Annotated in this window: 28 protein-coding genes and 3 pseudogenes; 7 read left to right on the top strand and 24 right to left on the bottom strand. The window is 42.9% G+C overall.

Translation table 11 applies throughout. The features are described 5' to 3' along the window. The 4 genes and pseudogenes from HT687_RS12050 to HT687_RS10305 form a co-directional block, all read right to left on the bottom strand. Positions 1-110 (bottom strand): annotated as a pseudogene (locus HT687_RS12050) (IS630 transposase-related protein); the annotation flags it as partial. 40 nt (positions 111-150) lie between these two features. Then, positions 151-411 (bottom strand): annotated as a pseudogene (locus HT687_RS10315) (PaaI family thioesterase); the annotation flags it as partial. Positions 412-480: 69 nt separating this feature from the next. After that, positions 481-1962, bottom strand: coding sequence for a UDP-glucose--hexose-1-phosphate uridylyltransferase (locus HT687_RS10310; RefSeq protein ID WP_023937129.1), 1482 nt, complete (start codon positions 1960-1962; stop codon positions 481-483). A gap of 18 nt (positions 1963-1980) precedes the next feature. Beyond that, positions 1981-3159, bottom strand: a complete 1179-nt coding sequence (locus tag HT687_RS10305; protein ID WP_023937127.1) for a galactokinase — start codon at positions 3157-3159, stop codon at positions 1981-1983. Positions 3160-3322: 163 nt separating this feature from the next. On the opposite strand from HT687_RS10305, the gene galR reads away from it, so the two are divergent. Next, the gene (galR, locus tag HT687_RS10300) at positions 3323-4330 is read left to right on the top strand and encodes a DNA-binding transcriptional regulator GalR (protein ID WP_000212529.1); all 1008 of its coding nucleotides are present in this window, start codon (positions 3323-3325) and stop codon (positions 4328-4330) included. A 45-nt stretch (positions 4331-4375) separates the two neighbouring features. Here galR and HT687_RS10295 read toward each other — a convergent pair whose 3' ends face one another. The 3 genes from HT687_RS10295 to czcD form a co-directional block, all read right to left on the bottom strand. Continuing rightward, positions 4376-5413, bottom strand: coding sequence for an alcohol dehydrogenase catalytic domain-containing protein (locus HT687_RS10295; protein WP_000833733.1), 1038 nt, complete (start codon positions 5411-5413; stop codon positions 4376-4378). After that, positions 5414-5767 (bottom strand): stress response transcriptional regulator NmlR, encoded by a 354-nt coding sequence (gene nmlR / locus HT687_RS10290; protein WP_001022631.1) that lies wholly within the window; start codon positions 5765-5767, stop codon positions 5414-5416. Between the two features lie 243 nt (positions 5768-6010). Then, complete coding sequence (czcD, locus tag HT687_RS10285) at positions 6011-6901, bottom strand: cation diffusion facilitator family transporter CzcD (RefSeq protein ID WP_000645093.1); 891 nt, start codon at positions 6899-6901, stop codon at positions 6011-6013. Positions 6902-7033: 132 nt separating this feature from the next. On the opposite strand from czcD, the gene sczA reads away from it, so the two are divergent. Then, positions 7034-7570, top strand: a complete 537-nt coding sequence (gene sczA / locus HT687_RS10280) for a TetR/AcrR family transcriptional regulator SczA (protein ID WP_000181704.1) — start codon at positions 7034-7036, stop codon at positions 7568-7570. Between the two features lie 165 nt (positions 7571-7735). Here sczA and pnuC read toward each other — a convergent pair whose 3' ends face one another. From pnuC to HT687_RS10255, 5 genes and pseudogenes are all read right to left on the bottom strand, one after another. Next, a complete protein-coding gene (gene pnuC, locus HT687_RS10275) occupies positions 7736-8542 on the bottom strand; it encodes a nicotinamide riboside transporter PnuC (protein ID WP_000557779.1) in 807 nt (268 codons plus the stop codon). A 344-nt stretch (positions 8543-8886) separates the two neighbouring features. Next, the gene (locus HT687_RS10270; protein WP_000182940.1) at positions 8887-10407 is read right to left on the bottom strand and encodes an ABC transporter permease/substrate-binding protein; all 1521 of its coding nucleotides are present in this window, start codon (positions 10405-10407) and stop codon (positions 8887-8889) included. Further along, entirely contained in the window at positions 10400-11128 is a 729-nt protein-coding gene (locus HT687_RS10265) for an ABC transporter ATP-binding protein (RefSeq protein WP_000575219.1), read from the bottom strand. The genes HT687_RS10270 and HT687_RS10265 overlap by 8 nt, the downstream gene beginning before the upstream one ends. Before the next feature lie 14 nt (positions 11129-11142). Beyond that, positions 11143-11331, bottom strand: a pseudogene (locus HT687_RS10260) (polyketide cyclase); the annotation flags it as partial. A 37-nt stretch (positions 11332-11368) separates the two neighbouring features. Next, positions 11369-11812: a MarR family transcriptional regulator gene (locus HT687_RS10255; protein WP_000655206.1), complete on the bottom strand. Its 444-nt coding sequence runs from the start codon at positions 11810-11812 to the stop codon at positions 11369-11371. A 379-nt stretch (positions 11813-12191) separates the two neighbouring features. On the opposite strand from HT687_RS10255, the gene HT687_RS12240 reads away from it, so the two are divergent. Then, positions 12192-12323, top strand: coding sequence for a hypothetical protein (locus HT687_RS12240; RefSeq protein ID WP_257390041.1), 132 nt, complete (start codon positions 12192-12194; stop codon positions 12321-12323). A gap of 654 nt (positions 12324-12977) precedes the next feature. On the opposite strand, the gene HT687_RS10250 is transcribed toward HT687_RS12240, so the two are convergent. Together HT687_RS10250 and pepA are read right to left on the bottom strand one after the other, a co-directional pair. Continuing rightward, positions 12978-13274, bottom strand: coding sequence for a hypothetical protein (locus tag HT687_RS10250; RefSeq protein WP_000230139.1), 297 nt, complete (start codon positions 13272-13274; stop codon positions 12978-12980). Positions 13275-13293: 19 nt separating this feature from the next. Continuing rightward, positions 13294-14358 carry a glutamyl aminopeptidase gene (gene pepA / locus HT687_RS10245; RefSeq protein ID WP_000209172.1) on the bottom strand — a complete coding sequence of 355 codons (1065 nt, stop codon included), beginning with the start codon at positions 14356-14358 and terminating at the stop codon, positions 13294-13296. Between the two features lie 237 nt (positions 14359-14595). On the opposite strand from pepA, the gene HT687_RS10240 reads away from it, so the two are divergent. The 4 genes from HT687_RS10240 to HT687_RS10225 all read left to right on the top strand — a co-directional run bounded on the left by HT687_RS10240 (position 14596) and on the right by HT687_RS10225 (position 18317). Beyond that, on the top strand, positions 14596-15555 hold the full coding sequence (locus HT687_RS10240) for an ABC transporter permease (protein ID WP_172924188.1): 960 nt from the start codon (positions 14596-14598) through the stop codon (positions 15553-15555). Next, positions 15545-16501, top strand: a complete 957-nt coding sequence (locus tag HT687_RS10235) for an iron chelate uptake ABC transporter family permease subunit (RefSeq protein WP_001159838.1) — start codon at positions 15545-15547, stop codon at positions 16499-16501. Before HT687_RS10240 ends, HT687_RS10235 begins: the two co-directional genes overlap by 11 nt. Further along, complete coding sequence (locus HT687_RS10230) at positions 16498-17250, top strand: ATP-binding cassette domain-containing protein (protein WP_000764295.1); 753 nt, start codon at positions 16498-16500, stop codon at positions 17248-17250. The genes HT687_RS10235 and HT687_RS10230 overlap by 4 nt, the downstream gene beginning before the upstream one ends. 95 nt (positions 17251-17345) lie before the next feature. Then, the gene (locus HT687_RS10225; RefSeq protein ID WP_000858270.1) at positions 17346-18317 is read left to right on the top strand and encodes a siderophore ABC transporter substrate-binding protein; all 972 of its coding nucleotides are present in this window, start codon (positions 17346-17348) and stop codon (positions 18315-18317) included. A 224-nt stretch (positions 18318-18541) separates the two neighbouring features. On the opposite strand, the gene yidD is transcribed toward HT687_RS10225, so the two are convergent. From yidD to HT687_RS10175, 10 genes are all read right to left on the bottom strand, one after another. Next, positions 18542-18784, bottom strand: a complete 243-nt coding sequence (yidD, locus tag HT687_RS10220) for a membrane protein insertion efficiency factor YidD (protein ID WP_000821628.1) — start codon at positions 18782-18784, stop codon at positions 18542-18544. Then, the gene (locus HT687_RS10215; protein WP_001222218.1) at positions 18784-19506 is read right to left on the bottom strand and encodes a pseudouridine synthase; all 723 of its coding nucleotides are present in this window, start codon (positions 19504-19506) and stop codon (positions 18784-18786) included. Before HT687_RS10215 ends, yidD begins: the two co-directional genes overlap by 1 nt. Continuing rightward, positions 19493-20062 (bottom strand): SMC-Scp complex subunit ScpB, encoded by a 570-nt coding sequence (gene scpB, locus HT687_RS10210; protein ID WP_000105298.1) that lies wholly within the window; start codon positions 20060-20062, stop codon positions 19493-19495. The genes HT687_RS10215 and scpB overlap by 14 nt, the downstream gene beginning before the upstream one ends. 18 nt (positions 20063-20080) lie before the next feature. Next, positions 20081-20809, bottom strand: a complete 729-nt coding sequence (locus tag HT687_RS10205; RefSeq protein WP_172924187.1) for a segregation/condensation protein A — start codon at positions 20807-20809, stop codon at positions 20081-20083. After that, complete coding sequence (gene xerD, locus HT687_RS10200; protein ID WP_277422124.1) at positions 20809-21543, bottom strand: site-specific tyrosine recombinase XerD; 735 nt, start codon at positions 21541-21543, stop codon at positions 20809-20811. The genes HT687_RS10205 and xerD overlap by 1 nt, the downstream gene beginning before the upstream one ends. Further along, entirely contained in the window at positions 21540-22001 is a 462-nt protein-coding gene (cbpB, locus tag HT687_RS10195) for a cyclic-di-AMP-binding protein CbpB (RefSeq protein WP_000560725.1), read from the bottom strand. Before cbpB ends, xerD begins: the two co-directional genes overlap by 4 nt. Next, a complete protein-coding gene (locus HT687_RS10190; protein ID WP_001118962.1) occupies positions 21998-22519 on the bottom strand; it encodes a metallophosphoesterase in 522 nt (173 codons plus the stop codon). The genes cbpB and HT687_RS10190 overlap by 4 nt, the downstream gene beginning before the upstream one ends. Next, on the bottom strand, positions 22495-23466 hold the full coding sequence (locus tag HT687_RS10185; RefSeq protein ID WP_000182447.1) for a nucleoside-triphosphate diphosphatase: 972 nt from the start codon (positions 23464-23466) through the stop codon (positions 22495-22497). Before HT687_RS10185 ends, HT687_RS10190 begins: the two co-directional genes overlap by 25 nt. Next, a complete protein-coding gene (racE, locus tag HT687_RS10180; protein ID WP_000370374.1) occupies positions 23463-24257 on the bottom strand; it encodes a glutamate racemase in 795 nt (264 codons plus the stop codon). The genes HT687_RS10185 and racE overlap by 4 nt, the downstream gene beginning before the upstream one ends. A gap of 203 nt (positions 24258-24460) precedes the next feature. Then, positions 24461-24709 (bottom strand): YneF family protein, encoded by a 249-nt coding sequence (locus tag HT687_RS10175; RefSeq protein WP_000364983.1) that lies wholly within the window; start codon positions 24707-24709, stop codon positions 24461-24463. Positions 24710-24823: the final 114 nt, after the last annotated feature.

The following is a 24823-nucleotide window of genomic DNA, read 5'->3' as shown; positions in this document are numbered from 1 at the left end:
TGAAGAGAGTTCTGACGCCAACATCAAAAACCTTGGCTGCCTCGACATGGCTGTGCCCCCTCTTTGATGTAATCTAATGCTCGCTGTTTAAAATCTGTACTATATGCCATAGCTTTATTATAACATGCTTGTTTGAAACTAAGCAACTATAATAGTCAGCACATCGTCTAGTTTTCCTGCCTTGAGATAGTTGATAGAGGACTGAAGCGTCACTCCATCAAGCCCCAGTGAGATAACCACCAAATCACTGATTTGGTCACAGAGAGTAAAGAGATAGCCACCATGGGCATTGCCATAGTAGTTAAGCGACGAGTCCACTACTTTGGTCGTCACCACAACGTGACCATCTCTCATTTTTTCTATTTCGTAATTTTCAAAGGCAGATATAGCGTCAAAATGAAAATCTTTCATCGTTTCCTCCTGATAGTTCAAACGACACTATGATACTACTTTTTATAGGACTGTGCAAGGAGAAAGCTCCTAGTCTGGCAAAATTCCGACCTGCTCTACAAAGCGCATAAAAGCTGCCTGTCCTTGCTCTGTCTGCTTATAAACACCTGCGTCCTCCAGAACACGTGCAAAGATAGTACCTACAGAGTCCTTGACGATTTCAAGGGCTTTTTCTTTATCCGTTAGGTCTGGATGTTGGATTTTGAGTTGGTCTGCCCATTCCTGATGATAATCGGCAACTGTAACAGCTTCTCCTACAAGATAGCTAGCGACTTGCTCCACTTCTTCTTTCAGACGTGGTGGCAAGATTGCCAAGCCCATGACCTCAATCAAGCCGATATTTTCCTTCTTGATATGTTGAACATCCTTGTGGGGATGATAGATACCATCAGGATGTTCTGGTGATGTTTGATTATCTCGTAAAACCAAGTCCAACTCAAGCTGTCCATCACGCTTACGCGCTATAGGTGTGATGGTGTGATGCGGTGTCCCGTCTGTCTCTGCCAAAATCTGCACACTAGGATCTGAATACTGACGCCATTCCTGCAAAATCTTATCAGCTAAGTTGATCAAATCTTCTTTGGAAGCCGAAGTCAAACGCAACACTGACATGGGCCACTTGACAATGCCAGCCTTGACCTGCTCAAAACCAGCAAATCGGAAGGTCTTTTGCAAGGAAGCCAATTCCATAGGAAATACGTGACGGCCTCCCTGATAATGATCATGAGTCAGAATAGAGCCACCCACAATCGGAAGGTCGGCATTAGAGCCTGCAAAATATCCTGGAAACCGCTCTACGATAGCCAGCAGGCGTTCAAAGCTCTGACGACTAATGGCCATGGGACGATGCTGACCATCTAAAAAGATACAATGCTCATTAAAGTAAGCATAGGGCGAATACTGGAAGCCCCACTCCTGACCCGCCATTTCAAAACGGATAATACGGTGGTTGCTGCGAGCTGGGTGGTTAACTCGACCATGGTAGCCCTCATTCTCTAGACAAAGCTGACACTGAGGATAATTACTAGCTTGCACCAACTTGGTTGCCGCAATCTCTTTGGGATCCTTTTCAGGCTTAGAGAGATTGATGGTAATCTCAAGCTCTCCGTAGTCATATGGAACACGATAAGCGATATTTTTAGCAATAGCCTTGAGTTTGATGTAGTCATTTTTCTGGCTAAGTTGGTAAAAGTCCGCAATCGCCTGCTCTGGTGACTGGGCATAGGTTGCCCAAAAGTCACGATTGACCTGACTTGGACAAGGAGTCACCAAGTCCATCAATTCAGTACCAAGGATTTCACGCGCAGTCTGACTATCCTCAATCGTCTCTAATCGAACGGCTTCCTCAACTAGCTGGTCCTTGAGGTCAATCAATTTATCCAGATTGGTCTCAACTTCCAAAACACCTTCTCCCACTCGTGCCAAAACACGATTGGTCAGGTAGATTCGATCCATTTCCTCAAATGAACTTTCAGAAATGACATGTGTTACAAATTTATCTACTAAGATCACTATAGAGCCTCCTTTTGACTAGTCAAGGACGCGAGTGCCACCTGCAACTTCAGCGATATAGAAGCTTGGAGCGTATCCAACTACTTCCTCGTAGTGTTTGCCTACAGCTTCCTTAAAGGCCTCAACAGTATCTTTTTGAACCAAGGCAATGGCACAGCCACCAAAACCAGCCCCTGTCATACGAGCACCGAGAACTCCTTCTTGTGCCCAAGCTGTGTGAACAAGAGTATCCAATTCCAAACCAGTTACTTCATAATCATGCTCCAGAGAAACGTGTGACGCATTCATCAAACGACCAAATGTTTCCAAATCACCTGCTTGAAGGGCTGCTTGAGCTTTCAGGGTACGTTGGTTTTCAAGCACAGCATGGCGAGCACGTTTCAAACGATTTTCATCTTTAATCAAATAGCTATATTGGTCAACGGCCCACTCGTCCAATTCACCCAGGGTCTGAATATCCAAAGCCACTTGCAATTCTTCCACTGCTTTTTCACACTCAGCACGACGTTCATTGTATTTAGAGTCCGCCAATTCACGGCGTTTGTTGGTGTTCATGATAACAACGACATTGTCCTTCAAATCAAGTGGCACCAAATCATACTCTAAGGTGTTGGTATCAAGGTAAATAGCACGTTGATCAGCCCCCATACCAATAGCAAACTGGTCCATGATACCAGAGTTGACTCCGATAAAGTTGTTTTCTGTTTGTTTTCCGATTTTAACCAAATCGAGACGCTCTAATTTTAAATCAAAGAGATGCTCTGCCACGACTCCTGTCAAGAGCTCCAAGGATGCTGAAGAAGACAGGCCAGCACCATTTGGGATATTCCCATAAACATAAAAATCAAAACCTTTATCAATCACGTGCCCAGCTTCTTGCAAGAAATGAAGAACCCCTTTTGGATAGTTAGTCCAGTTGTGCTCTTTTTCAAATTTGAGGTCCGCTAAAGGCACTTCGATAATGCCCTTGTCCTCAAAGTTAGCTGAGTAGAAACGCAAGACTTGGTCATCACGTTTGCGAGCAGCCCCATAAGTTCCTAAGGAAATGGCTGCTGGAAATACATGTCCACCATTATAGTCTGTGTGCTCACCAATCAAGTTGATACGACCTGGTGAAAAGAAGGTTTGATCTGCTTCTTGACCAAAAACAGCAAGAAAGTCTTTACGAAGAGCTTCAGCAGTAAGATGTTGTATCATATGATTTCTCCTTTTACTGTCCGTTAAGTCACCTTAACGTGTAATCGTTTTCTTCTATTGTATCCAAGGGATTTTCCAAGGTCAATCCTTTTTACTAAAATTTTACTAAACTATCGGTAAAAAGCAGAAAAATATGATATACTAACCTAATCAAGGAGGATTTATGGCTACCTTAAAAGACATTGCACAGCTAGCCTCTGTTTCTATCGCGACCGTATCCCGTGTCCTCAACCGCGATCAGAGCCTATCTGTCACAGAAGAAACCAGACACCGTATTTTAACCGTTGCTGAAGAGTTGGGCTACACTAAGCACCTCAAGACAGGCGAGTCCCACAAGCCCAAGCAAAAGATTGCCATTATCCAATGGGTCAGCGAACAAGGGGAGCTGGACGACCTCTACTACTACCAGATTCGCCTAGGCATAGAAAAAAGAGCCCAAGAGTTGGACTATGATATCTTGCGCTATTTTAATGACCATCCTTTTACACTGAGCGAGGAAGTGATTGGGATTCTCTGTATCGGAAAATTTAGTCGAGCTCAGATTTCTGCCTTTGAAGAATACCAAAAGCCTCTTGTATTTCTAGACAGTGATACACTTTCCATGGGACATACCTGCATTATTACGGACTTTTACACTGCTATGAAACAGGTTGTCGATTATTTCCTCAGTCAAGGGCTGAATCGCATTGGGATTCTAACAGGTCTTGAAGAAACAACTGATCAAGAAGAAATCATTCAGGACAAGCGTCTGGAAAACTTTAAGAACTACAGTCAAACAAAAGGAATCTATCATGATGAACTGGTCTTTCAAGGAAGCTTTACTGCCCAGTCTGGTTATGACCTGATGAAGGAGGCTATTCAGAGTTTGGGAGACCAACTCCCACCAGCATTTTTTGCAGCTAGCGATAGTTTAGCTATCGGCGCCCTCCGTGCCCTTCAAGAGGCTGGAATCAGCCTGCCAGATCGTGTCACCCTCATTTCCTTTAACGACACTAGTCTGACCAAACAGGTTTATCCTCCCCTTTCTAGCATCACGGTTTATACTGAAGAAATGGGCCGAGCAGGTATGGATATTCTTAACAAAGAAGTACTCCATGGTCGGAAAATACCTAGCCTGACCATGTTGGGAACCAAACTGACATTAAGAGAAAGTACCCTAAATCAAGAATAGGATAACATAAAAAACGAATAGAGTTCTAAAACTCCTATTCGTTTTTTATTCGATTACAATCATAGACTTAATTGTCTTACGTTCATCCATATCTTTGTAGGCTTGGTCGATATCTTCCAGTTTATAACTTGAAGTAAAGACGCGACCTGGATTGATATCACCATCAAGGACGGCTTTTAGTAAAAATTGCTTATCGTATGTTGTAGCAGAAGCTGCCCCACCTGCTACAGAGATATTTTGAATAAATGTCGAACCAAGAGCACGATTATTATAGTGTGGGACTCCTACAAAGCCCATACGCCCTCCATTATGAAGAACACCTAGCGCCTGTTCTATAGCAGCCTCCGTACCAACACATTCAAGTGCTGCGTCTGCTCCTCCACCGAGGATTTCACGCACCTTGGTAATTCCTTCTTGACCACGTTCTGCAACAACAGCTGTCGCACCTGACTCCATAGCCATCTTTTGACGGTCTTCATGACGGCTCATAAGGATAATTTGTGATGCTCCACGCATCTTAGCCGCGATGACAGCACATTGACCAACAGCCCCATCACCGATAACAACAACCTTGTCCCCTTTTTGAACATTTGCAACACGCGCCGCATGATAGCCTGTCGGCATGACATCTGCAAGAGTCAAAAGGGACTTGAGCATCCCTTCTGTATAGTCAGAAGGTTGACCAGGGATTTTAACCAGCGCCCAGTTTGCATAGTGGAAGCGAATATATTCTGCCTGAAAATCACCCCCCAAATTATTGCCAATATGATTGTCGCAAGAACCGTCAAATCCAGCAAGACAGGCATCACACTCACCACATCCATGTGTAAAAGGGACAATCACAAAATCACCTGGTTTCACCGTCGTAATGGCTTCCCCAGCTTCTTCAACAATCCCAATCGCTTCGTGTCCACTATTTTTGTGTCCAGCTTTCGTTTCTGGATTACGGTACCTCCATAAATCTGAACCACAAACGCACGCACGAACCACACGAATAATCACATCATCCGCTTCTATTATTTGCGGACGTTCAATGCTAGCAAGTCCAACCTGACCTGCCTTTGTATATACTGCTGATTTCATTTAAAATTTTCCTTCCTTATAAAGTTTAATTTTGAGATTTAAGCGATTTAAAGCCGTCTGTAACTGAGACAAGCGCTCCTCTAATTTTTTCTTTTCCTCTTCTAAAATACCAAGCCTCTCCTCTCGCGTTTCATCCCCCTTTTGGTAGAGCGACATATAGTCAACTAAACTGTCTACAGAGACACCTGTCGAACGAAAACACTTAATAAATTCCAGCGCTTCTATATCCTGATCTTGAAAATCACGAATCCCAGTTGCAGTACGAGTAATCGGTGGCACAAGACCAACCCGTTCATAATACCGAATCGTATCCGCTGAAATTCCCAACAAATCACTGGCAGATTTAATATTCATAGGCTAACCTCCTCTCCTTTCATTCACTGAGTTTAAGCTACTCTAACTCACTTATCTTATTATATAACTTTGAGTTGACTCCAAGTCAAGCATTTTGCACCTAATCGAAAAATTTTTATCATTAACAATCATATATCTGGAGTTTATACAATGCTCTTCTCTTACCAATTTTTGAAATATTTAAATAATAAAGAAATTACTCTATTCCAAATAAGATAGTACCCAAGTATTTTTCACTTTTTTCTAATGTTGATGCTCATAACTCCGTTCCAAGTCACACACCTTTCGCTTATGGGTTTGGTGAGTTTCTAGGTCAGCATCAATTTCAATGGTAATATTTTGAAAACCACAATCTTTTAGGAAAATTCGAATAGACTCTTTACAAGTTTCCATATGTTCCATTTCTTTTAGACAAACATGGACAATGGCATTTTTTTCCAAAGCATCCATAGTCCAGAGATTAAGCTGATTAAGGCTGGCCACATTGTCCAATCGCTCCAGGCCACTCTTTACTTGCTTGATATCAAGACCTTCTGGCACAGCATCCAAGAAAATCTTGAGTGTAGACCAAAAACGTGGAAGGGCTTTTGAAAGAATAAAGAAAGAAATGACAAGGGACAAAAGAGGATCTAGGATATACCAGTCCGTAAATCGAAGAACAATCGCCATCAGGATAACAGCTACCCACCCTAGCGTATCTTCCAGAAAATGCAGACTCAGAATAGACTCATTCTTTGTCTTTCCCTTACCAACCACCAGACTCGCTAACAGATTGATAGTAATCGCAATAATTCCTAACCAGAGAATCCCCTCATCATTGACTGGTTGCGGATGCAAAATCTTCGTGACATTTTCCAAAATGACTAGAACAGAGCCCGTTACGAGAATCACAGCTGTTACCAAGGCTCCTAGCAGGCTAAACCGCTTATAGCCCAAGGTGTACTGATTGTCTTCTTCACGATTGGAGATTGTTTCTAAAAAAGCTGATATTCCAATTGCAATCGCATCTCCCAAGTCATGCACAGAGTCAGCAAGAACAGCGCTAGAACCAAATATTCCACCTGCAATAAACTCAACAATGGCATAAGTCAAATTTAAGAAAAAAGCCACCCAAGCAGCATATTTTGCCTTCATATTTCTCATTCCTTTGTTATAATAGATTTATGAACACCTTGTTCATTATCATTATCCACTAAAACTCAAAGAAAGGATAGAAGCAAAAGGTCAGCTTTATTCAGTTCTGAACAATTTGCCTTAAGTGTCCATATGACTAACATTGACCGCCGTATCAGCAAAACCAAAAAAGCCATCTATCAAGCTTTTATACAACTTTTGAATGCTAAGGGCTACGAGACCACTACTGTTCAGGATATCATTGATCTCGCAGATGTGGGACGATCCACCTTTTACTGTCACTATGAGAGTAAGGAGCTTCTTCTGGACCAGCTCTGCCGCTACCTCTTCCATCATCTTTTTGAAAGAGAGCAAGCCATTTCAACCGAGGACTACCTCGCCCACCTCTTTCTCCATTTTCATAAAAACCAAGACCATATCACCAGTCTGCTATTTTCCAAAAATGACTACTTCCTCCGTCAACTCCATAAAGAGCTAGAACACCATGTCTATTCCGTGCTAGCTGATAATTTAAAAGAAGCCCACCCTAATCTGCCTACTTCTTACCTCCAACACTTGGTCATGTCCAACTTTATCGAGACATTGACCTGGTGGCTCAAAAAAGGTCAAGATTTCACAGACCAGGAAGTTGTCCAATTTTATCTAGACCTTCTCATTCCTAAAAATTGAATATAGAGTAAAGCTCAGTTGTCTTATTTCTAGGTTACTGAGTTTTTTATCTTTTCAACAACAAAAGAGGACCCGCCGATCCTCTTTTTCATACTATAAATCCTTGATTATCAACTATATCTGTTTTAATCGAAATCTCAAAACAGCACTTTCAAACATCTTTTCCTAGTTAAGTAAATCAGTATTCTGCTTAGCTGCCTTGCTCCATTGATACCAACCAACTAGACTGTTAATGAGATAAATTAGATATTTCCCTTGAATTTGCAGGCTTTCTCCCCACCAGAGATAGATTGAAAAGACATTGGTAGCCGCCCAGAATATCCACTGTTCACGGTAAACAGCTGTCATGAGGATTTGCCCTACCCCATTGGTTGCATCTGTGATTGAATCACGATAGGGACGATTGGCACCAATAGACTGATAAATGAAGCCAAAGGCCAACCACCAAAGCACACTAATGGAAAGATACTTTGTCCAGCCCTTGCCGTCCAGTTTACGCGCGACAAACTCCTGCTTTTCCTTCTTAAACTGTGCCTGATAAATCCAAACTAGAAGTCCAATTGGCTGCATGACTGTGAAGTAAAGTGTCGTCAGCACCTCACCATAAAAGCCTTTCTGTAGGGCCAAAATAAGGTAAATAACAGAGTTAATCAAGCCAAAAAGATAATTACTTGCTCGACCTTCCGATACAAAGATTACACAGATAATCCCTGTCAAGCTACAAATCATCCCAATCCAGTCAACAATACGATGTTCGTAAACCAACTCCAGCCAGAGAGGAAAACTTCCTAAAACCAGCAAATAAATCCACTGGGCAAAACTACGATGGGCAAAGAGGTCATCCCAGATAGCCTTCATAGTTCCTGAAAATCCTAAATCAGCCATAGCCGCAACCATACGACGGTAACCACCTGACATTTCACCTAGGGTTGTTTTGATATTTTCAATTTTCTTTTGCAAATAAGTATGCATCATTTCTCCTTTTGTTTTTAAAGAGCCGTGTCTGGATAGACTTTCGGACGCAACGCTCTATTAGATAATGAACTGCCTATACACAAGATTTCTAACCTTAGTCGACATGAGCTGAAACCCCTTATTTGTTAAGTAGTTCACAAAATATTATACACCTATTTTATGAATAGTCAACTGTCTTTACAGTAAAATTTTAGAAAATCATGAAAATTTTCTCTTTCTTTCCATTTTAAGTGACATTCAGTCATTCTCACATCAAAAAAGCCCAGACGAAATTGTCTGAGCATTCTTTTATCTAGTCGTTTAAGGAAGTTGAGTTCAGTATGTTTAAAGTCTCTACCCCATCATTTCTTCAACAAACCTTGTTCTTGTAGAAATTCCTTGGCTACTTGTTCCGCTGACTTGCCTTCAACACCGACTTGATAGTTGAGCTGGCTCATCTGGCTTTCAGTAATTTTACCAGCCAATTTATTGAGAACTGTTTCCAACTCTGGATGTTTCTTGAGAAGAGCTTCTTTCATCAGTGGAGCCCCTTGATAAGGTGGGAAGAGTTGTTTGTCATCGTCCAATACCTGTAAATCATAACGTGCCAACTCTGCATCGGTTGAATAGGCATCCGTGATTTGAATATCACCTGACTGAATTGCCTGATAGCGAAGGGCTGGCTCCATGGTCGCCACATTAAGATTGAGACCATACATTGACTGCAAGCCCTTATTTCCGTCTTCACGGTCATTAAACTCGAGAGTAAAACCTGCCTTCAGCTGCCCTTCCACTTTTTTCAAGTCCGAAATGGTCTTCAAGCCATATTCTTGAGCAATCTTTTTCGGAACAGCTACAGCATAGGTATTTTGATAAGACATGGGTTTGAGATAGGCTAGATGATCCTGTTTGGCAATACCATCACGCGCTACATCATAAACCTGCTCTGGCTCATGACTCACTTTCGGTGATGGCTGAAGTAAACTTTCAGTCACCGTTCCTGTAAATTCAGGATAGATGTCAATATCGCCTTTTTTCAGAGCTTCATAGAGGAAGCTTGTTTTCCCAAAATTCGGTTTAACAGTCGCAGTCATACTGGTATTTTCTTCAATGAGGAGTTTATACATATTGGCCAAAATTTCTGGTTCTGGTCCCAATTTCCCAGCAATGACCAAGTTCTCTTTCTCTTTTTGAGCCAAAAGAGCTGGACTATAAGACAAACCAAGCAATAAGGTCACCAAGGCAAAACCAGAAAAAATCGTCCGCAATTTTGCTTTTTCCATCACTTTTAGTAGGAAGTTAAAGGCAATGGCTAGCACTGCAGAAGAAAGTGCCCCAATCAAAATCAGACTGGCATTATTACGGTCAATTCCCAAAAGGATAAAGGAACCCAGTCCCCCTGCACCAATCAAGGCAGCCAAGGTTGCCGTACCGATAACCAAGACAGCTGCAGTCCGAATCCCAGACATGATAACCGGCATGGCCAGTGGAATTTCGAATTTCTTGAGACGTTCCCATCTGGTCATCCCAAAGGCAATCCCAGCCTCTTGCAGACTCGGATCAATTCCCTTGAGTCCAGTGATGGTATTTTGCAAAATCGGAAAAATCGCATAGATCACTAGAGCTGTCAATGCAGGCAAGGTTCCAATTCCCATCAAGGGGATAAAGAGTCCCAACAAGGCCAATGAGGGGATGGTCTGGAAAATCCCTGCAATCTGCAAGACCCAGTCCGCCATCTTTTCATGATAACGAAGAAATACCGCTAAGGGAATCGCGATAAAAATAGCTAGTAACAGTGTCAAAAGTGACAACTGCAAATGTTGAGATAGAGCTGTCAACCAATCACTAAAACGATCCTGAAAAGTTGCAATTAAATTAGTCATGAACACTACCTCCAAACAAGTCTGCTACAAAATCTGTTGCAGGAGCTTTTAAAATAGTCTCGGAATTCGCCACCTGGCGAATCTCTCCATCCTGCAAGACAGCAATACGGTCCGCCAATTTCAGAGCTTCATCCGTATCATGGGTTACAAAAATCGTTGTCATCCCAAATTCTTTATGCAATTCTTTCGTCAGAATCTGCAACTGTTTTCTCGAAATAGCATCCAAGGCTGAAAAAGGTTCATCCATGAGGAGAATCTTAGGCTGACCAATCATAGCACGAACAATTCCAACCCGTTGCTGTTCTCCACCAGATAGCTCACTTGGAAGTCGATGCCCATACTCGGATACTGGTAAACCAACCTTAGCCAAGAGCTCTTCTGTTTTCTGAGCAATTTCTTCCTTAGTCCAGCCCTTCATCTCAGGAATCAGGGCAATATTTTCCTCAACCGTTAGATTGGGAAAGAGAGCAATGGCCTGTAAAACATAACCAGTAGACAGACGAAGCTCCCGCTCGTCATAGTCTTTGATGCGCTTGCCATCCATATAAATATTTCCATCAGTCGGTTCCAAGAGACGGTTAATCATCTTAATCATGGTCGTTTTACCGGATCCAGAAGGCCCAACTAAAACCATAAATTCCCCATTATCAATCCGTAAATTGACATCTCTCAAGACATCTTTTTCTGTGTAGCGCAAGGCTACATTTTTGTATTCAATCATTCTTTGTCCTCATTTTAAAACTTTCCTCGATTGGTCATGTCTTCTACCTTAGGCATGACTTCCTTATTGTCCCAATGCTCCACAATTTTTCCATTTTCTAAACGGAAGATATTGTACTGGGCATAAGCAAGGCCATCAATCTGAGTCTGACCATAGCTAACCACATAATTTCCTTGTCCTAAGAGTTGGAAAATAAAGTCAAAAATGGCCTTTACTTATAAACAGCTAATTTGATCTATTTTAATCCTCTTTTGCCTTCTCTTTCAGATTCGCCAAAATTCTTTCTTGAAAGGCTTCAAATTGCCGAATTTCTTCCTCTGAAAATCCTTTGTAAAAGATCGTATCCAATTTCTGACTAACACGATGCCCCACTTCTTTCTGGGACTTGCCTAACTCCGTTAAAACTAAATACTTCTTACGCTTGTCTTTTCCACACGGACTAACAATTACAAGCTTTTGTTCCTCTAGCTTTTTTATCATAGTCGTCAGCGTATTATTCGCAAGCCCAGTCGCAAGCGCGATATCTGTCGCAGTTGCGCAGCCAGTTTTACTATTCCATAAAACCGCTAAAATCTTACCCTGTTCACCCCTATAAAGAGCCTCAGGATCTTGGCTCAGTAACTTCTGAAAAATCCGCCCATTCAACAAACGAATATGATGGGCTAGCAAATGACTATCTTTCATAACACCTCCAATTATTTCGATATCGAAATGAATAGAATAATTGTAACACTTGTCCTTTCAACTGTCAACTATTTCGATTTAGAAATAATTTTTGATAATGATTTACATCACCATACTCCGGTTCAACTAACTTTTAACGAGAGTTTCTAAACTCCTTCGTCCTCCAGTCTACAAAAGCCTTCCATCCGTACTATCCTATATTTTATTAGGAGACACGTTTTTCCTATCAGACCATTTATTTTAAAGATAGAAGTCAATCATAATTGCTTCCATCTGTTCTTCTATAGTATATTGAAGTTGGACTAGGGCACTGTATCTTCTAAAACATTGATAGAAAGCAATTTGAATTTCCCAATCAATTTGTTCGTATTTATACTCAATGAAAATCAAAGAGCAAACTAGGAAGCTAGCCGCAGGCTGCTCAAAACAGTGTTTTGAGGTTGTAGATAGAACTGACGAAGTCAGCTCAAAGCACTGCTTTGAGGTTACGGATGAAGCTGACGTGGTTTGAAGAGATTTTCGAAGAGTATTAATTTCACCTTACCCTATCTTTCTCATAGCACACTTCAAACAGCCTATCCCCTACCGTTTGACGATTCCTCACTTCGTTCCACTTCCATTACAGAAGTTTCATCACTACTATGGTCTCGGCTGACTTCTCATGATTCCTTGTTACTACGCTTTCAGCGCTCATGAGACCTCACGGGATAAGTCCTACATCTTTCCTCGTTTATACAAGATATGAGGACGTTAAAAGGTTAGAGTGAAAATAGGAAATCTGACGCAGAGTCTTTAGACTCTAGAAAGATTTATCTTTTTCACACAAACCTTAGTCCGAATTCAATTACTCTCGTGATTTACGCATATAGGTTACGACTACCTTTTTGGACTTTAGAGTTTCTGGCCCCCTTATCCGCTATATACGCCTTACTATCACCTTCCTGTTCGTAGAGCCACGATTTCGCTATCCCTTCCTCTGACGATTCTTATTTCCAGTGTCAGACTTAAAACGGTCTATCCCCAGACCGTTTTAATCCGCTACCTCACGATAGTCAGGCTTGGGAATCGCTATTGGGTTCACCGGTAGCAGGTGCCCACCGAGGACTTACACCTCAGATGCACAACATGCCCGTCGTACCAAAAAATACTTTGATCCACAATGGAATCAAAGCATTTTAAAAATCTCCCCATACATAAGCGCAGAAACTGCGGTTCCTCTGTACTTGGTTTCTTCTCTCTTGATAAAACGAGCCAAATTGAGCAACTCAGGTGCCGGATGTTTGGGATTTAGGAGCAATTCATGATTGACCAAACCTGAGAGACGAACTGCCAGCAATTGCTCATTTGTAGTAGGCAGTTTTTTAGCAGTATCTAGGAGAGCAGCAACTAAATCCTCACTCAAATCATGTCGAGCATGATTGTAAAGATCTTTTATAAGGCTTTCTAGGTTTGGTTCTACCATCCCTACCACCTCCTTATGTTTAATAATGTTTAATCAAATCAACCGTTGAACGATCCAATTTCTTCACCAAGGCTTGTAAGAAGGCTTGCGCTTCTAGGAAGTCATCCATTGCATAAAGTGTTTGGTGAGAATGGATATAACGAGCACAGACTCCGATTGTTGTTGATGGGACACCACCATTTTTCAGATGTGCTGCGCCAGCGTCTGTTCCGCCTTTACCACAGTAGTATTGGTACTTGATACCAGCTTCTTCAGCTGTTGTCAAAAGGAAATCCTTCATTCCTGGGAGAAGCAAGTGACCTGGATCGTAGAAACGAATCAAGGTTCCATCTCCAATCCTGCCTTGACCGCCATAAACATCACCAGCAGGTGAGCAGTCAACTGCTAGGAAAACTTCTGGGTCAAACTTGGTTGTGGAAGTATGCGCACCACGGAGACCAACCTCTTCTTGGACGTTAGAACCCAGATAGAGTTCATTGCCAAGTTTCTGACCTGACAGAGCTTCCGCCAACTCGCTAACCATAAGAACACCGTAGCGGTTGTCCCAAGCTTTTGAGATGATATTTTTTTCATTGGCTGTCAAGATTGCAGAGCTATCTGGTACGATGGTATCACCAGGACGGATTCCAAAACTTTCTGCCTCAGCCTTATCCGCAAAACCGCCATCAAAGACGATATCGGCAATGGCTGGCATGGTTGGTCCCCCCTTTCCACGAGTCAAATGCGGCGGAACAGAACCTGAAATCACAGGAATTTCACGACCGTCACGAGTCAGAAGTTTGAAACGTTGGCTGCTGACTACCATGGGGTTCCAGCCACCGATTTCTACGACACGGAAGGTACCATCTGGCTTGATTTCGCTGACCATAAAACCAACTTCATCCATGTGAGAAGCGACCAAGACGCGCGGCGCATCCGCTGCTTCTGAATGTTTAATACCAAAAATACCACCCAAGCCATCTGTCACCACTTCATCCACATGCGGTGTCAATTTTTCACGAAGATAAGCACGGACAGGCGCCTCATGACCTGAGATAGCAGCAAGTTCTGTTACTTCTTTAATTTTTGAAAATAATGTTGTCATTTCAGTTCCTTCTTTCTTTCATCCATTTTACCACTTTTTAGAGGAGAAGGATAGTGGGAAGGTGGATAGTTTCTTACTCAGTTTTCCTATAAAAAAGAGAGACAGATATTCTTTCAGGAATTTTTCTTTCTTTTTTACATTAAATTGTCAGAAATTTTATTGACAGATTAGAAAAAACATGTTACAGTAATATCCGCAGGTATCTTTCGATACCAAATCTACATGAAAGGACGGGGTATGAAACTTTCTCATTATTTAATTGGCTTACTTCTGCTCCTAGTCTTTCTCTCTATTAGCATTGGAACCAGTGATTTTTCATGGGGAAAACTCTTTGCTTTCGACCAGCAGACCTGGCTACTATTTCAGGAGTCCCGTCTTCCAAGAACCATCAGTATTCTCCTTGCGGCCTCTAGTATGAGTATGGCAGGCCTTCTCATGCAGACCATCACTCAAAATCAGTTTGCTGCTCCGAGTACAGTTGGAACCACTGAAGCCGCCAAACTGGGAATGGTATTGAGCCTCTTTATCTTTCCGTCTGCGAGTCTAACCCAAAAGATGCTCTTCGCTTTTGTTTCATCCATCATATTTACCCTCTTCTTCCTAGCCTTTATGACCATTTTTACTGTAAAGGAAAGGTGGATGTTGCCTCTGATTGGAATCATCTATAGTGGGATTATCGACTCAGTCACAGAAGTTATCGCCTATCGTTTCAATCTGGTTCAGAGTATGAGTGCTTGGACCCAAGGATCCTTCTCCATGATTCAGACTCATCAGTATGAGTGGCTCTTCTTAGGCCTCATCATCCTGATAGCCGTTTGGAAATTATCCCAAACCTTCACTATCATGAATCTAGGGAAAGAAACCAGCGAGAGTTTGGGGATTTCCTACTCCCTACTTGAAAAACTGGCCCTCTTTCTGGTGGCACTAACGACTAGTGTCACCATGATTACCGTGGGTGGCTTGCCATTTCTCGGGGTCATCGTTCCCAATCTTGTTCGCAAGCGCTATGGAGATAATCTAAGCCAGACCAAACTCATGGTCGCACTGGTTGGTGCCAATCTAGTTCTGGCCTGCGACATCCTATCCCGAGTTCTGATTCGGCCCTATGAGCTGTCTGTCAGTCTTCTACTAGGAATCATTGGTAGCCTCGTCTTTATCCTACTTCTCTGGAGAGGGGGACGAAAAGATGCAGTTTAAAAGCAAACATACCAAACTCTTCTGCCTTCTCATTATTCTGGCCATTGGAGCTTGTCTCCTCTATTTTTGGCCCATCACCCACCTGTCTGCCTTTGCCTGGAAGCTACGTTCCCAAAAAATTGTCGTTTATCTCTTGGTAGCTATCGCGACTGGGATTTCGACCATTAGTTTTCAAACCCTGACGGAAAATCGTTTCCTGACGCCAAGTATTTTGGGAATCGAATCCTTCTACGTCCTACTACAAACCCTACTACTGGTTTTTGAAAGTAAGTTTCTTCAACTCGGGAAGTCTCCCATTTTAGAATTCCTAGTCTTACTTCTACTTCAATCCCTCTTCTTTCTCGCCTTGCAAGGCTACTTGAAGACACTGATGAAGCAAGACCTTGTCTTCATTCTGTTGATCTGTCTAGCCCTCGGAAGTCTCTTTCGAAATATCAGTACCTTCCTTCAGGTCCTGATGGATCCAAACGAATACGATAAACTGCAGAATAGTCTCTTTGCCTCCTTTCAACATCTCAACACTTCCATCCTAGCCATTGGTTCTCTGATTATCCTTGCTTTGACAATCTTTTTCTTTCAAAAAGCAGTCATTCTGGATGTCTTGCACCTGCAAAGAGAAACAGCTCAGGTATTGGGACTCGATGTTGAAAAAGAACAGAAAGAACTCCTCTGGGGTATCGTACTTTTGACCTCAACAGCAACTGCCCTGGTAGGACCTATGGCCTTCTTCGGCTTTATGCTAGCCAACCTCACTTACCTAATTGTCAAAGACTATCGGCACAAGTTGCTCTTTATCGTGGCCATTCTGGTCGGATTTATCAGTTTGACCTTGGGGCAGGCCTTGATTGAACGAGTCTTTGCGCTGGAAATTCGCATCAGTATGATCATCGAGAGTGTGGGTGGCTTCTTATTCTTTATCTTACTTTATAGGAGGGCGCGTCGGTGAAACTGGAAAACATTGACAAATCCATTCAAAAACAGGATATTTTGCAAGGCATTTCGCTTGAAGTCAGTCCTCAGAAACTGACAGCCTTCATTGGTCCAAATGGTGCTGGAAAATCGACTCTCCTCTCCATCATGAGCAGACTGACCAAGAAAGATCAGGGAATTCTCAGTATCAAAGGTCGTGAAATCGAGAGTTGGAATTCGCAAGAACTAGCCCAAGAACTGACCATCCTAAAGCAGAAGATCAATTACCAGGCAAAATTAACCGTTGAAGAACTGGTCAGCTTTGGACGTTTTCCCTACAGCCGAGGACGCCTGAGAGAAGAAGACTGGGAAAAAATTCGAGAAACTCTGAACTATCTGGAACTGATAAACTTAAAAGACCGCTACATCGATAGTCTGTCTGGCGGCCAGCTCCAACGTGTCTTTATCGCTATGGTACTGGCCCAGGATACGGACTTTATCTTGCTGGACGAACCACTCAACAATCTCGATATCAAGCAAAGCGTCAGCATGATGCAGATTCTTCGGCGACTGGTGGAGGAACTCGGCAAGACCATTATCATCGTCCTCCACGATATTAACATGGCCAGCCAGTATGCGGATGAAATTATCGCCTTCAAGGACGGTCAAGTCTTTAGCAAGGGAAGAACCAATCAAATCATGCAGGCTGACCTGCTCAGTCAACTCTATGAGATTCCTATCACGCTAGCTGATATCAATGGCAAAAAGATCTGTATCTATAGCTAGTAACATAGAAGCTCAAGTTAGAGAACCTTCGGTCTCTTAGTCAATAAGACCAAGAGACTCCCTAAATCGTTATCACATTTTAAAAAGGAGAAATCATGAAAACATCCCTTAAACTTTATTTCACTGCCCTAGTGGCCAGCTTCTTGCTTCTACTTGGTGCATGCAGTACAAATACAAACTCAAGCACTAGTCAGTCGGAAACAAGCAACTCTGCTCCAACAGAGATAACCATTAAAAGTTCACTAGACGAAGTCAAACTTTCCAAAGTTCCTGAAAAGATTGTGACCTTTGACCTCGGCGCTGCGGATACTATTCGTGCTCTAGGATTTGAAAAAAATATCGTTGGAATGCCTACAAAAACAGTACCAACCTATCTCAAAGACCTAGCTGGAAAAGTTAAAAATGTTGGTTCTATGAGAGAACCTGATTTAGAAGCTATCGCCGCCCTTGAGCCTGATTTGATTATTGCTTCCCTACGTACACAAAAATTCGTAGACAAATTCAAAGAAATCGCCCCAACAGTTCTCTTCCAAGCAAGCAAGGACGACTACTGGACTTCTACCAAGACTAATATCGAATCCCTAGCAAGCGCCTTTGGTGAAACTAGTACACAGAAAGCCAAGGAAGAATTGGACAAGCTAGACAAGAGCATCCAAGAAGTCGCTACTAAAAATGAAAGCTCTGACAAAAAAGCCCTTGCCATCCTCCTCAATGAAGGAAAAATGGCTGCCTTTGGTGCCCAATCTCGTTTCTCTTTCTTGTACCAAACCTTGAAATTCAAGCCAACTGATACTCAATTTGAAGATTCTCGCCACGGACAAGAAGTCAGCTTTGAAAGTGTCAAAGAAATCAATCCTGACATCCTCTTTGTCATCAACCGTACTCTTGCCATCGGTGGGGACAACTCTAGCAACGACGGTGTCCTAGAAAATGCCCTTATCGCTGAAACACCTGCCGCTAAAAATGGTAAGATTATCCAACTAACACCAGACCTCTGGTATCTAAGTGGAGGAGGTCTTGAATCAACAAAACTCATGATTGAAGACACACAAAAAGCTTTGAAATAAGCCACTTCAAACTCAATTTAATACTCAATGAAAATCAAAGAGCAAACTAGGAAACTAGCCGCAGGTTGCTCAAAACACTGTTTTGAGGTTGCAGATAGAAGCTGACGTGGTTTGAAGAGATTTTCGAAGAGTATAAAATTTTGACATTCTAAAACGCATCCTATCAAGTTCACTCAAACCTGATAGGATGCGTTTTTATCATTTTGAAATCTATTTACCTCACCTCATTCCCCTTCTTGATTCCGTTTGAGGGAAAAGTGGTCTGGGACGGAGTCCTTACCTGTTTTCGACCAGGGATGGCAACGTAAAATCCGAGCCAAGCCCATCAAAACACCCTTGAAGCCATGTTTTTCAATAGCCTGAATCATGTAGTTGGAACAAGTCGGCTCAAAGCGACAAGAGGGTGGAAAGGCTGGTGAGATAAACCGTTGGTAAAAGCGCACAGGCGCTATTAAAATTCGTTTCATTATTTCTTGGTTACAGCCATGGTGTGTAGTTGGCTGATTTCTTTTTTATTAAGACGACGGGATTCTCCTGGACGAAGTCCTGTCAAGTCTAGATGTCCAAAACGGGTCCGTGACAACTTATCTACTTGGAGACCGACAGCTTCAAACATCTTTTTAACCTGGTGGTTACGCCCTTCATGGATAGTCAACTGCACCACAGAGCGGTTTTTGACTGGGTCCACTTTGAGAATCTCATAGACAGCCGGTTTGGTTTTCTTACCATCAATCTCAAGTCCACGGGTCAAGGGGCGGAGATTATCCTTATTGGCCACACCTTTAACACGCGCGACATAAACCTTGTCAATCTCATTACGAGGGTGAATCATCTCATCCGTAAAATCCCCATCATTAGTCAAAATCAAAACTCCTGATGTATCCCAGTCCAAACGACCTACAGGGTAGATGCGCTCTTTCACGTTGGGCAAGAGGTCGACAACCGTCTTGCGGCCCTTGTCATCTATCACACTGGAAATGACACCGCGTGGTTTGTTAAGCAGATAATAGACCTTTTCTTCGTTGTAGATAGGTTGGCCTTCAACTTCAACCTTATCGCCTGACTTGATAGTGGTTGCTAGTTCACGTACCACTTGGCCGTTAACCGTCACCAAACCTTGCTTGATCAGCTCTTCTGCTTTTCTCCTACTGGCCACACCTGCGTGGGCAATATACTTATTGATTCTCATCTTCTTCTATCCTTTCACCAAATAATTGGCTTTCTTGGGCTTGAATCTCAAGCTCATCAATCACTGGTAATTCTTCCAAATGGTTAATTCCCATGTAATCTAGGAAATAATCTGTAGTCACATAGAGGTTGGGGCGACCCAACACTTCTTTTTTCCCGTCTTCTCGTATCAAGTCAAAGGCCTGCAACTTTGCCAAGGCCCCACTCGAGTTGACCCCACGGATGGCATCAATCTCTATCCGTGTGATGGGCTGTTTGTAAGCAATGATGGACAAGGTTTCAAGGGCAGCCCGAGATAAACTCTGGTTGATAGGTGCCTTAGAGTATTCCTTCAAAATCTCTGCAAATTGAGGCTTGGTCACCAATCTATAAGCGCCCCCTGTCTCAATTAGAGCCAAACTGGAATCTGGGGCCTTTTCATACTTCTGGGCTAATTTTTCTAAACTCTGTTGGATGCCTGTCGGTGGCAGAGAGAGGAGTTCAGCTAACTGGCGGACTCTAATCCCATCTTCACCCGCTACAAACAAGAGCGCTTCTATTTTTGCTAAAGTACTCATCTTTCCTCTCTATCAAGTCTAGCTTTGGGCCACTTGACTTTCTTCCTTCTTTTCCATGAGATAAATATCTCCGAAACTCTCCTCTTGTACGAGGGTTAGCTCCTGGGTTTTGATTAACTCTAGGGTTGCCAAAAAGAGGGTGATGACCTCTTGGAGATTCTGGGCTTCCTTAAACAAATCCTGCAAGCTCAATTGATCTCGTCCAGCCAAGGACTCTTTCACGATAATCATCATGTCCTCAATCTTATACTCATCCCTCAAGATAGTCGTGTGGTTCTGTGCAAACTCCTCTTTTTTCTTGGCTAGGATATTTGAAAAAGCCAAAAAGAGATCAATGGTCGTCTTGTCATGCACAAGCTCCGCATCTTCGTATATCAACTCTGTCGGCGCTTTGGAATAGTGCTGGGCCCGTTCTTGGTGTTTGGCTTCCAAGTGCTCCCCCAAGAGCTTGAACTTGCGGTATTCTTCAATTTGAGAGAGAAGATCCTGCTCCAGGTCATCTTCCAAATCTGTCACTTCCGCTACCTTTGGCAAGAGCTTGCGGCTCTTAATCAACATGAGCTGACTGGCCATAACCATGTACTCACCCGTCACTTCCAGACGCATGGCCTGCAGGGTTGAGACATAGGCTAGATACTGTTCGATAACTTCCGTAATGGGCACATCGTAGATATCCATCTGATACTTAGAAACCAGGTGCAAGAGCAAGTCCAGGGGCCCTTCAAAATCTTTTAATTTAATATCCATTATCTATATTTTTCTAAGGTCAGGACTGTTTTTAATCCTAATTTTTTTGCAATTTCGTACAAATCGACCTTGTTTTCTATTTGTCTTAGAATAAACTGTTCACGTAAGACTTGAGCTGATAAGGTTGAGAAACCTTTCTCCTTGACAAAAGCTTCTAACTGACGAAAGGCCCACTGACGAGAATAGGCTTTCCCTCCCCTTTCAAAGAGATATATCTGGCCCATCAAGGGTTCCAACTCCGAAAGCAAGGTCGTGGGAATGCTGACAATCCTCTGTTGGGAAGCCTTGCTGATTCGCAACACCTGAAAATCCAGATTGATGTCCGCAACCTTGATGGCTAAAATCTCACTGGGCAAGAGCCCCATTTCTAGGATTAAGAGCGCTAGCAAGCGTCCCTCTGGATGGTCGCTTTCCTGCCAAAAAGAGTCTAGGTATAGAATCTCTGGCTTTTCCGTCTTCTTTTCAGCTTGTTTGGCTAATTCCAAGCGGTAAAAGCTGTCCACCTCTCCTTTTTGATAGAGAAAGTATAGAAATTGGTTACAGGCCGAAATCTTTCGCTTCTGGGCGCTGATTTTTAGATTGGCTAGCTGGGCTTGGTAAATCTTGAGACTGGTCTCAGAAATCCGCTCACCTACCATGTCTAAAAATTGCTCCAAATCATACTTATAGGACTGCTTGGAATTGACAGACAAGCCCTGCTTTTCCTCTAAAAAGGCTGAAATCCTGTCTCTCATTGGCATCGAATCTCATATTCCTTACTAAAGTCATGCAAGAGGGCATTAACGGCCTTGAGGATGGACTTGCGCGTAATAATCCCTTGGAAAATACCCTCTGCATCCACAACCGGTAAGAAGGACTCATCTACTAGCTTGTGCAAGACCTCCGTAATGGTGAAATCAGGCGAAACAACCGCTACGTCCGTTTTTGTCATATGAACGATATCCGTATCCGCCATGATTTCTTGGCTCAAGTCATGCTCCATCTGATAAGCCATAATATCTCTGAGTCCAATCGTCCCAACAAACTGTTTTTCATCTGTCACAACAGGAACACGGGTATAGGTCATCTGACTGAGCAAGAGGGTCGCATGATCCGCATTGTGGGTATCAATCAACACAGCTAGATTTTTAGCAGGGGTCAAAAAAGTTTCCTCCTGCCCCAACAAGAAAGTCTCAAACTCCTTGGCAATCATCGGCTAAACTCCTTGGACAAACCTGGATACACCTCGTGATCTCGTGTCAAAAAGTCCACTTTGAAGTAACTATCATCAATCTCCACACGAGCATAGAGACATTCTCTGATGGTACCTCGTGGTTGACTGATAGAACCTGGATTTAGAAAGAGGATCTTGCCTTCCAACCAAGCACTTGGCACATGCAAGTGACCATAGAGGCAGATAGCGGCCTCTTCCTCCTGAGCCCAGTAGTCCAACTTTTGAAAGTTGAAATTGATGTCAAACAAGTGACCATGAGTTTGGATAATCTTGGTCGAACCAAGCTCAGTCACCAGACGTTCTGGGTAGCCGGCGTAGAAGTCCATGTTCCCTTTAACAACGCGGATGCCCTCCCAAAGTGGAGAATCCGGACGTAGTTCAGAATCGCCGTTATGAAAAACGGCATCGACTTTGCCCACATAGCGATCACGGACTTCTTCCACAATCAAGCTATCGCCATGGGAATCGCTCATTACAATGATGGTTTGCTTTGCCATGATGGAAATACCTCCAAAAGTTTCTTAACGGCTAAGGCACGGTGAGATTGACTATTTTTTTCTTCCAGGGTTAATTCAGCTGATGACTCACCTGTTTCTCCTACAAGGAAGAGGGGATCATAGCCAAAGCCATTTTCACCCTTAGGTTCAAAGTTAATATAACCTGACCAGTCTGCTTCAACAACTAAACTTTCCTTATTTGGGCTGGCTACGACTAGGGTTGTGTGGAACTGAGCCGAGCGGTCCTTGAGTTCAAAGACCATGGCCAATTCGTGCAAGAGTTTGGCATTATTTTCACGGTCAGTTGCTCCCACACCTGCGAAACGAGCTGACCAGACGCCTGGTAAGCCACCAAGGACATCGACTTTGAGACCAGAATCATCTGCCAAAACCATCTTGCCCGTTAATTGAGAAATGGTTTCTGCCTTGAGACGGGCATTTTCTTCGAAGGTCATGCCTGTTTCAGCTACTTCAGGCAGGTCAGGATAGTCATTAAGATTTTCCACATCGTAGCCTAACTTATCAAAGATAGCTCGGAACTCTTTGGTCTTGCCTTCGTTACGAGTCGCAATCAATAAGGTTTCTCTGACCTTGTTTGTCTCAAAGAATGCTTCTACATCAACACCTTCTTTAGGCAATTCTACATGCAGGAGTTGCCCATTTTCAACTAAGAGAACCCCCCCCTGACGTTGAATGACTTCTACATTTCGTCCCATTTCTTGGTTGAGGATATCTACCACAAAAGACAATAAACGGTAGAGGGAACCATAGCGTAAAACAGTAACAGAAACAGGAAAACCTCGATCCTCATCGCGAAATCTTTGGGCAAACTCCAATAGAGGAAAATCCAAGTCATCATCCGTCAACGTCCGGACGCCACCAAAAATACCATAGGACCCGACATACCAGTCCTGTTCATCCTTATATTCATAAATTTTATTTGTCATAATTCTACATGCTCCACATGAATCTCTTTTTCCAGCCATTCTTCACCAATTTGTGCAAAACTTTGGCTGCTGGCTGTTGTGTAAAAACGGTGATTAAGTGGTCCAGCATCGCGACCACGATTGATTTCAAAATAATTAAGTAAGACTGAGATGTCCCGTACGCACTCTGCTCCACTATCGATGAGCTGAACCTTTGGTCCCATGACATTTTGAATAATAGGTCTGAGCAATGGATAATGGGTACAACCCAAAATCAGGCTATCCACCTTTCCAACCAAGGGACGCAGGGTTTCATAGACCACTTTCTTGGTAACACTGGTTGACAGGGCGCCAGACTCGACCAAGGGGGCAAACTTGGGACAGGCCAAACTCTCCACCTGTAAGTCTGGAGCCAGATCATGAATTTTCTGACGATAGATATCTGATTGTACCGTCATGGGCGTTCCAATCACACCTATTTTCCCACCTTGACTGGACTTGATAGCTGCCGAAGCTCCTGGCAAAATAACACCTAGGACAGGAATATCTAGTTGAGCCTTGATTTCTTCCCAGACGACCGCAGTCGCAGTATTACAAGCAATGACAATCATTTTGACATCCTTGGTCAAAAGAAAGTTGACCAACTGCCAAGTATATTCACGAATTTGCTCAGCAGGACGGGGACCATAGGGAGCCCGTGCCGAATCTCCAATATAGACGATTTCTTCATGGGGAAGCTGGCGCATGAGCTCGCGCACAACGGTCAAGCCCCCGACACCCGAATCCAAAAAACCAATTGGGCGATTATCCATACAGTCTTCTTTCTAGTCTTTTTTCTGATTGATAGTTCATTATGATTACCGTTCCTTATGAACTGAATAATGACAGCCTAATCAATAACTATCTCTCTTAATCATAATCAAATATCAATAGAATGCAAGGAAAAAGTCTCATCCCTAAACCCTTAGCCAACATAGTGAGAAGTCTGGAACTTTCATCCCAGACTTTTCCTTATCTATTTTTTCTTTTTATTGTTAGCAAGGGCTGCCTTTTGTTGGCGAATGATTTGGTGGTAAACTTGTTGTACCTTGGCTTCGCTTGGTTTTTGACCATTTGCACTCAAAAGAGTACGAACTGCTTCAGCATTCAAACGTGGGTTGTCAGCGAATTCCTTTTCGATTTGCTTACGAACCAAGTACATTCCTCCAATAGCTCCTCCTAAAAAAGCTAGCACAATCAATACAATTGCTAAAAGTAAATCCATCATTTTTCTCCTGTTTCTTTTTGAGTCCCTTTCATTATACCACAAACTAGTCACCCTGACTAGTTTGTTTTACGCTATCAGGGATGGAATGTAATTCGAATGTGAGAATGTCTT

The sequence above is a fragment of the Streptococcus sp. 1449 genome, from assembly GCF_013276805.1.
GTDB classification, from domain to species: Bacteria; Bacillota; Bacilli; order Lactobacillales; family Streptococcaceae; genus Streptococcus; species Streptococcus pseudopneumoniae.
This window is presented reverse-complemented; position numbering and strand designations above follow the sequence as displayed.

Bases quoted from the DNA above. Each gene is read 5' to 3' on its own strand.
- HT687_RS10225 (WP_000858270.1), top strand. From the start codon at position 17,346: ATGAAAACATCCCTTAAACTTTATTTCACTGCCCTAGTGGCCAGCTTC.
- galR (WP_000212529.1), top strand. From the start codon at position 3,323: ATGGCTACCTTAAAAGACATTGCACAGCTAGCCTCTGTTTCTATCGCG.
- czcD (WP_000645093.1), bottom strand. From the start codon at position 6,901: ATGAAGGCAAAATATGCTGCTTGGGTGGCTTTTTTCTTAAATTTGACT.
- HT687_RS10185 (WP_000182447.1), bottom strand. From the start codon at position 23,466: ATGACAAATAAAATTTATGAATATAAGGATGAACAGGACTGGTATGTC.
- sczA (WP_000181704.1), top strand. From the start codon at position 7,034: ATGACTAACATTGACCGCCGTATCAGCAAAACCAAAAAAGCCATCTAT.
- HT687_RS10265 (WP_000575219.1), bottom strand. From the start codon at position 11,128: ATGATTGAATACAAAAATGTAGCCTTGCGCTACACAGAAAAAGATGTC.
- HT687_RS10240 (WP_172924188.1), top strand. From the start codon at position 14,596: ATGAAACTTTCTCATTATTTAATTGGCTTACTTCTGCTCCTAGTCTTT.
- pepA (WP_000209172.1), bottom strand. From the start codon at position 14,358: ATGACAACATTATTTTCAAAAATTAAAGAAGTAACAGAACTTGCTGCT.
- HT687_RS10250 (WP_000230139.1), bottom strand. From the start codon at position 13,274: ATGGTAGAACCAAACCTAGAAAGCCTTATAAAAGATCTTTACAATCAT.
- HT687_RS10295 (WP_000833733.1), bottom strand. From the start codon at position 5,413: ATGAAATCAGCAGTATATACAAAGGCAGGTCAGGTTGGACTTGCTAGC.
- HT687_RS10305 (WP_023937127.1), bottom strand. From the start codon at position 3,159: ATGATACAACATCTTACTGCTGAAGCTCTTCGTAAAGACTTTCTTGCT.
- cbpB (WP_000560725.1), bottom strand. From the start codon at position 22,001: ATGATTGCCAAGGAGTTTGAGACTTTCTTGTTGGGGCAGGAGGAAACT.
- pnuC (WP_000557779.1), bottom strand. From the start codon at position 8,542: ATGCATACTTATTTGCAAAAGAAAATTGAAAATATCAAAACAACCCTA.
- nmlR (WP_001022631.1), bottom strand. From the start codon at position 5,767: ATGAATATTAAATCTGCCAGTGATTTGTTGGGAATTTCAGCGGATACG.
- racE (WP_000370374.1), bottom strand. From the start codon at position 24,257: ATGGATAATCGCCCAATTGGTTTTTTGGATTCGGGTGTCGGGGGCTTG.
- HT687_RS10215 (WP_001222218.1), bottom strand. From the start codon at position 19,506: ATGAGAATCAATAAGTATATTGCCCACGCAGGTGTGGCCAGTAGGAGA.
- scpB (WP_000105298.1), bottom strand. From the start codon at position 20,062: ATGAGTACTTTAGCAAAAATAGAAGCGCTCTTGTTTGTAGCGGGTGAA.
- HT687_RS10190 (WP_001118962.1), bottom strand. From the start codon at position 22,519: ATGGCAAAGCAAACCATCATTGTAATGAGCGATTCCCATGGCGATAGC.
- HT687_RS10205 (WP_172924187.1), bottom strand. From the start codon at position 20,809: ATGGATATTAAATTAAAAGATTTTGAAGGGCCCCTGGACTTGCTCTTG.
- HT687_RS10235 (WP_001159838.1), top strand. From the start codon at position 15,545: ATGCAGTTTAAAAGCAAACATACCAAACTCTTCTGCCTTCTCATTATT.
- xerD (WP_277422124.1), bottom strand. From the start codon at position 21,543: ATGAGAGACAGGATTTCAGCCTTTTTAGAGGAAAAGCAGGGCTTGTCT.
- HT687_RS10255 (WP_000655206.1), bottom strand. From the start codon at position 11,812: ATGAAAGATAGTCATTTGCTAGCCCATCATATTCGTTTGTTGAATGGG.
- yidD (WP_000821628.1), bottom strand. From the start codon at position 18,784: ATGAAACGAATTTTAATAGCGCCTGTGCGCTTTTACCAACGGTTTATC.
- HT687_RS10270 (WP_000182940.1), bottom strand. From the start codon at position 10,407: ATGACTAATTTAATTGCAACTTTTCAGGATCGTTTTAGTGATTGGTTG.
- HT687_RS12240 (WP_257390041.1), top strand. From the start codon at position 12,192: ATGAAAATCAAAGAGCAAACTAGGAAGCTAGCCGCAGGCTGCTCAAAA.
- HT687_RS10175 (WP_000364983.1), bottom strand. From the start codon at position 24,709: ATGGATTTACTTTTAGCAATTGTATTGATTGTGCTAGCTTTTTTAGGA.